4 protein-coding genes, 1 pseudogene and 1 riboswitch are annotated in these 5,074 nt (G+C 70.1%); of the genes and pseudogenes, 1 reads left to right on the top strand and 4 read right to left on the bottom strand.

Translation table 11 applies throughout. From position 1 onward, the window contains the following. On the bottom strand, window positions 1-505 hold a 505-nt coding region (locus ACTIL2_RS15100), incomplete at its 3' end, for an NAD(P)-binding domain-containing protein (RefSeq protein WP_442338299.1). A 122-nt stretch (window positions 506-627) separates the two neighbouring features. Here ACTIL2_RS15100 and ACTIL2_RS15095 point away from each other — a divergent pair. Then, window positions 628-1,170 carry a PaaI family thioesterase gene (locus ACTIL2_RS15095; RefSeq protein ID WP_442338298.1) on the top strand — a complete coding sequence of 181 codons (543 nt, stop codon included), beginning with the start codon at window positions 628-630 and terminating at the stop codon, window positions 1,168-1,170. A 128-nt stretch (window positions 1,171-1,298) separates the two neighbouring features. On the opposite strand, the gene ACTIL2_RS15090 is transcribed toward ACTIL2_RS15095, so the two are convergent. The 3 genes and pseudogenes from ACTIL2_RS15090 to thiM all read right to left on the bottom strand — a co-directional run bounded on the left by ACTIL2_RS15090 (window position 1,299) and on the right by thiM (window position 4,899). Next, window positions 1,299-1,823, bottom strand: a complete 525-nt coding sequence (locus tag ACTIL2_RS15090; RefSeq protein ID WP_442338297.1) for a macro domain-containing protein — start codon at window positions 1,821-1,823, stop codon at window positions 1,299-1,301. Between the two features lie 14 nt (window positions 1,824-1,837). Further along, window positions 1,838-4,092, bottom strand: a pseudogene (locus ACTIL2_RS15085) (bifunctional hydroxymethylpyrimidine kinase/phosphomethylpyrimidine kinase). Then, on the bottom strand, window positions 4,093-4,899 hold the full coding sequence (gene thiM / locus ACTIL2_RS15080) for a hydroxyethylthiazole kinase (RefSeq protein WP_442338296.1): 807 nt from the start codon (window positions 4,897-4,899) through the stop codon (window positions 4,093-4,095). Further along, window positions 4,890-4,998: riboswitch (TPP riboswitch) on the bottom strand. Its footprint overlaps the gene before it by 10 nt. Between the last annotated feature and the right edge of the window lie 76 nt (window positions 4,999-5,074).

The raw sequence follows: 5,074 nt of genomic DNA, 5'->3' as shown, positions 1-5,074 counted from the left end.
TGCCGTCGACCTTGGCGGAGATGTCCTCCAGCAGCGGGCCGAGGGACTCGTAGGATTCCACGGGGCCACCGGGCATGATCGCCGGACCATTCAGGGCGCCCTCCTCACCGCCGGAGATGCCGGCACCGACGAAGTGCAGGTTGCGCTCCGACATCTCGGCCTCGCGGCGGATGGTGTCGGTGTACAGGGCGTTGCCGCCGTCGATGATGATGTCGCCGGGCTCCATGGCATCGGCGAGCTGGTTGATCACCGCGTCGGTCGCAGGGCCGGCCTGGACCATGATCAGGGCGCGGCGCGGCCGCTCCAGGGAGGCGACGAACTCCTCGACGCCGGCGGAGGGGACGAAGTGCCCCGTGTCCCCGAACTCGGCCATGAAATCGTCGGTCTTGGCGATGGTGCGGTTGTAGACGGCGACGGTGTGGCCGTGGTTGGCGAAGTTCCGGGCGATGTTGGAACCCATCACTGCCAGGCCCACGACACCGATCTGTGCGGAGGAATCAGTCATGGTGACCCATAGTAGCGCGGCGTCAGGACATCGCAGTGAACGGCGCCCGCCACGGCACGCCGGTGGCTAGACTCACCGGAGGACACTGACGACGATTAACCGACGATACAAGGAGATCACCGATGGCGGGTACGGCGGACACCGGCGGGTACACCGAGGAACAGAAGGCTGCGTACAGGGCGGAGAAGGCCGCCGTGATGGAGCGGATGACCGGGCTGCTGCAGAAGGCGGGGACCCGGGAGATCACCGGGGAGGAGTCTGCGGAGCTTGCCTCGATCTTCGAGGACAAGGTCGGCGGGCTCGACGCGACCCTGGGCGTGAAGTACATCTCCTTCGCCCCCGAGATCGTCCTGGAGCTCACGGTGACCCGGGAGCATGTGCAGCCGTGGGGCATCACCAACGGCGGCATCTACGCCACGCTGGGGGAATCCGCCGGGTCCTTCGCCGGGTTCATCGCCACCGGTGGCCGGGCCTCCGTGATGGGGACGACCAACTCCACGAACTTCCTGCGCCCGAGCAAACCGGGCGATGTCATCCACTCCACCGCCCGCGCCGTCCACACTGGACGCAGCAGCCAGCTGTGGCGCATCGAGCACGTCAACGCGGGATCCGGCAAGCTGCTGGCGACCACGGAACTGCGCACCGTGGTGGTGCCGGACAGTTAGCGTGCTGGTGTGCCCGGACGACCGAGCAACTTTCGCACCGCCCGAGGGTGCGCAGAAAATCTGACCAGGGGTTCTGTGGAAGCGAGGTGGTGCGGCGGTGCGAAAGTCGGGGTGCGAGGTGTCAACGGCTATGCGAGCAGGTCGATCCTCCGCTGGACGGCGTCATGGATGGCGTCGTCGGGGGTGACGATGCGGATGTCCGTGACGCCACCCGTCACTGTGCCCGCGGCCCCGGCGAGGGTGGATACCGCGGCATCCACCGCGTCCTCGAGTGGCCAGCCGTACACTCCGGCGCTGATCAGCGGGAACGCGATGCTGCCTATCCCGAGTTCATCGCCGACCTCGAGGCAGCGCCGGTAGCAGGACGTCAGGAGTGACCGGTCGCGTTCACCCGCCGCGAAGTTCGGGCCCACGGTGTGGATGACCCATCCGGCCGCCATGTTCCCCGCGGTTGTCCAGCCTGCGTCGCCGGTGGCCAGGCCGTCCGGGAACCTGCGGATGCAGTCCTCGAGGACCTCTGGCCCGCCTGCCGCGTGGATCGCACCGTCCACGCCGCCTCCGCCGCGCATCCGGTTGTTCGCCGCGTTGACGACGGCATCCACCTCCTGGGTGGTGATGTCCCCCTGGACTGCGGTGACGATGGTGGCGTTCATGGTGCCGACTCTAGTCAGACACCGGCGCGTCCCGCCTGGTCGAAGAACTCGAGCTCCCACCGGGACGCGTCGAGGAACGCCCGGGCGGCCTCCGCACGCTGTCGGGGGCTGGCCTCGCTGAAGGCCTGTTCGACCAGTGCGATGGCCTGTTGCACGCTCGAGGTGAAGTCGTCCCCGGAGTAGGTGTCCACCCAGGCGGCGTAGGGATTGTCGTCGACGGAGGAGGCGGCCAGAGCCAGTCCGACTTCCGCGTACAGCCAGTAGCAGGGCAGCACGGCGGCGGCCCCCACCACATGGTCACGGCTGTGCACGCTGCTGACCAGGTGTGAGGTGTAGGACGCGGTGACGTGCGAGGGATGCGCGGGGGCGGCGTCGCCCAACCAGGTGCGGTGCAGTTCCGCCTCCTCCTCGAGGCACTCCGCGGCCCCCTTGACCCAGAACAGTGCGGAGTCCTGGTCGGGGGCGGAGGCCGCGAGCGCGGCCAGTCCGGGGGAGTAGGCGGCGAGGTAGAGGGCGTCCTGCGCGAGGTAGAAGGAGAAGTCCTCGTGCTCCAGCGTCCCAGCACCCAGGTCCCGGATGAACGGCAGTGCGGTGATGCCGTTGTACAGGGGAGCCTGCGCGTCCCACAGGGCCTGCGTCCACGGCCCGGCCGCGGCGATCCGGGGTTCCGTGGCGGGCCCGGCGGAGATGCTGTCCAGGTCGTCCGGCGTGGTGATCTCCCGGGGTACCGCGGCGGTGAGGTCCCACGGGGTGGTCTCCGCCGCGGCGGACAGACGCCGTGAACGGTGGGTGTGGTCCACCGGACCATTGCCCGAGCCGACGTCCAGGTCATCGGCGTAACGGATGGCCTCGGCGAGCCACCGTGAGGCCCACCGCAGACCCTCGGCGGGGGACGCCCCGGCGGCGAGGCGTGTGGCAAGGGCCGAGGACAGGGAGCAGCCGGTGCCGTGGGTGTTGTGGGTCTCCACCCGGGCCACCGGGACACCGTTGACCGTGCCGTCGGGTTCGACGACCGCATTGTCCGCCGCCGCGCCCGACAGGTGACCGCCCTTGACGATCACGGTGGTCCCCAGGTCGGCGGCCAACGACCGGCCCTGCTCCAGCGCCTCATCCAGGGACGCGGCGGTGCCGGTGCCGCCCAGCACGGCGAGCTCTGCGAGGTTCGGGGTGATCACGTCCGCGAGACGGCACAGCCCGGCCAGTGCCTCCTCTGCATCGGCGGTGAGCAGCCGGTCGCCGCTGGTGGCGACCATCACCGGGTCCACGACCAGGACAGGGACGGGGTGCGTGGTCAGGTAGTCGGTGACCGTGCGGGTGATCCCCGCGGTGCCGAGCATGCCGATCTTCACGCCGTCCACGGTGACGTCGTCGAAGACCGCGTCCAGCTGGGAGGTGAGGAAGTCAGTGTCCGGGGTGTGGATGTCACGTACCCCGTGGGTGTTCTGTGCGACGAGCGCGGTGATCACGCTCATCGCGAAACCGCCGGCCTCGCCGATGGACTTGATGTCGGCCTGCACGCCGGCCCCTCCGGTCGGGTCTGTCCCGGCGATACTGAGGACACGGGGGACACGGGTGGCACGGCGGGTCATGATTCTTCCTTTGCTGAGATGAAGGTGGTGCGGAGGGTGCGGGCGGCCTGCCCGGGATCCGGCGCGGCCATGATGGCGGAGACGACACAGATCCCGGCGACGGGGCTGCGTCCCAGAGCGGCGGCGTTGTCCGCGTTGACGTGGCCGATCGCGACGGAGGGGATACCGAGTTCAGCGGCGTGCGCGGCCAGGTCGCCCACACTGCCCGGACCGCTGACGCCCAGGGCGCGGCCGGTATCTGTCTTGGTGCCGGTGAGCCCGACCGGGCCGAGGCCGAGGACGTCCGGCGGGCGGACACCGTCCCGGACCAGACCGGCCAGGGTGTCGATCTGGGAGTGGTCGTCGACGGACAACCCGATCATGGACGTCTCGGGGAGCATGCCGCGGGCCGTGGCGTAGTCCGTGTCGTCCTGCCCGAGGTGCAGATGCAGGCCGAGATCACGTGCGATCCCCACCCGGTCATTGAGGAACAGCGGCACTCCGGTGCCGTCGAGCCTGCGGGCCAGGGCGGTGGCTCGGGTGCTGAAGGACGCGTCGTCCAGTTCCTTGTCGCGCAGCTGCACCACGGATACACCGCCGGAGACCGCGGCCCGGACAATGCCGGGGACGTTGTCCCGTCCGCCTCCGAGGGCGGGGTCGGTGACCAGGTAGAGCGACCAGTCGGGGGTCGCGGGGGACATCTACCGCTCCTCGACCGTCGCGCCCGCCAGGCCGGTGTCGCCACAGGCCAGGGAGTACAGCGCGTCCAACCAGGCCACGGAGAAGCTCCCCGGGCCGCTGGCCGACCGGGCGGCGATCGTCCCCGCCACACCCGCGTGCGCGTGGGCGGCGAGGACGGCGTCGTGGGGGTCCAGCGACGTCGACAGGTAGGCGGCGGTCAGGGCCCCGAGTGAGCACCCGGTGCCGATGACCAGCTGCATCATCGGATCGCCCGAGGTCAGCCAGGTCGTCCTGCCGCCGGAGACGATGAGGTCACGGGGGCCGGAGACCGCGACGACCGCCCCGGTGCGCCCGGCGATGTCCCGGGCGGCGTCCAGCGCGGCACCGACCTCGTCGGTGGCGTCGACCCCGCGGCCGCCGGTGCCGCCGGCCAGGGCGATGATCTCCGAGGAATTGCCGCGCACCGCCGCCGGGGAGTGGGAGACGATCTCGCGGTCGAAGAAAGTCCGGGTCGCCGGACCGCCGCAGGCCACCGGGTCGAGGACCCAGGGGGCCCCCGCCTGGTTCGCACCGCGGACGGCCTCGCGCATCGCGGTGTACTGGGCGGTTGTGGGGCTGCCGGTGTTGACCAGGACGCCGGACGCGACGGCGGCGAAGTCGGCGGACTCCTCGGGGGTGTCGAGCATTGCGGGCGAGGCGCCTGCGGCGAGGAGGACATTCGCGGTGATCTGGGGGACCACGGCGTTGGTCAGGCACTGGATGAGCGGCGGGTTCGCGGTGAACCCGGCGCGTGCGGTGCTGAATGCGTGCTGGAGTGAATCAGTCATTGGACCATCCCTTCGCTAGTACGAACTAGAGCAGGTTCTACGGGTGTGATCTCAGCGCCGACGGCCCTTTCGGGAGTCGGCGCACCCCGTGTCTCGTGGGGCCCAGCATACAGAAACACCCCGGGCGGTTGCCCGGGGTGTCACTGGTGTGGGTTCTTCGTGTCCGTGACCTAGT

Origin of the sequence: Corynebacterium sp. (assembly GCF_052107835.1) — a bacterium.
Lineage (GTDB): Bacteria > Actinomycetota > Actinomycetes > Mycobacteriales > Mycobacteriaceae > Corynebacterium.
Note: the sequence above shows the minus strand (reverse complement) of the source record. Positions and strands in the feature narration are given on the sequence as shown.